The 919-nt window shown below is 66.6% G+C and carries 1 protein-coding gene; it reads left to right on the top strand.

Features of this window, described 5'->3' with window-relative positions; translation table 11 throughout:
* Positions 1-851: YdiY family protein (locus B1A78_RS21875; protein ID WP_083734427.1), on the top strand; the 851-nt coding region annotated here is incomplete at its 5' end.
* Between the last annotated feature and the right edge of the window lie 68 nt (positions 852-919).

The following is a 919-nucleotide window of genomic DNA, read 5'->3' as shown; positions in this document are numbered from 1 at the left end:
TCCCCGACCCGGTGCGCGCGATGATCGAGGCGGCGATCAAGGGCGGCAAGGACGCCGATGTCGAGACGATCGCGCGACTGGCGAAGGGCACCAATCCCGAGGCCGCGGCCGAGGTCGACCTGATGGTCGCCGATTTCCAGCAGTCGCGCAGCAAGGCGAAAGAGGCCGAGGCGGCGGCAGCGAAGGCGAAGCTCGCGAGCGCGAAATTCTGGCAGAACTGGAAGGGCGAGGGACAAATTGGCGCGTCCTACAGCAGCGGCAACACCAAGTCGGCGGGGCTGAGCGGAGGGGTGGCGCTGGCGCGCAAGGGGATCGACTGGACGCACAAGTTTCGCGCGCAGGCCGATTATCAGCGCACCAACGGCCGTACTTCGGTCGAACGCTACCTTGTCGAGCTCGAGCCGCAATATCGGCTGAGCGATCGGGGCTTCGTCTATGGGCTCGGGCGCTGGGAACATGACCGCATCCTGGGTTATGACAGCCGCTGGAACGTCTCCGGCGGGCTCGGTTACAAGCTGATCGACGGCAAGTCGGTGGCGCTCAGCCTGAAGGGCGGCCCGGCGTGGCGGCGCACCGATTTCGTCAGCGGCACGATCGACGACGAACTGACCGCGCTCGCGGGGGTCGATTTCGGGTGGCAGCTGTCGCCGACCTTGCGGCTGACGCAGGTGGCCTCGACCGTCGTGGGCGAGGCGAACAGTTCGACCAGTTCGCTGACCGCGCTCAACGCCAAGCTGTCGGGAAAATTGTCGGCGCGCATCGCCTATTCGGCGCAGATCGATTCGAGCCCGCCGCCGGGGATCGAGAGCGTCGATACGCAGACGCGCTTCACGCTGGTGTACGGATTTTAGGCTTAGCGCGGCGCGATTCATCCGCCCTCACCCTTCCGGCGCTTCGCGCCTCCCTCCCTCTCACGGCG

The organism is Sphingopyxis sp. KK2 (assembly GCF_001990265.1).
Lineage (GTDB): Bacteria > Pseudomonadota > Alphaproteobacteria > Sphingomonadales > Sphingomonadaceae > Sphingopyxis.
This window is presented reverse-complemented; position numbering and strand designations above follow the sequence as displayed.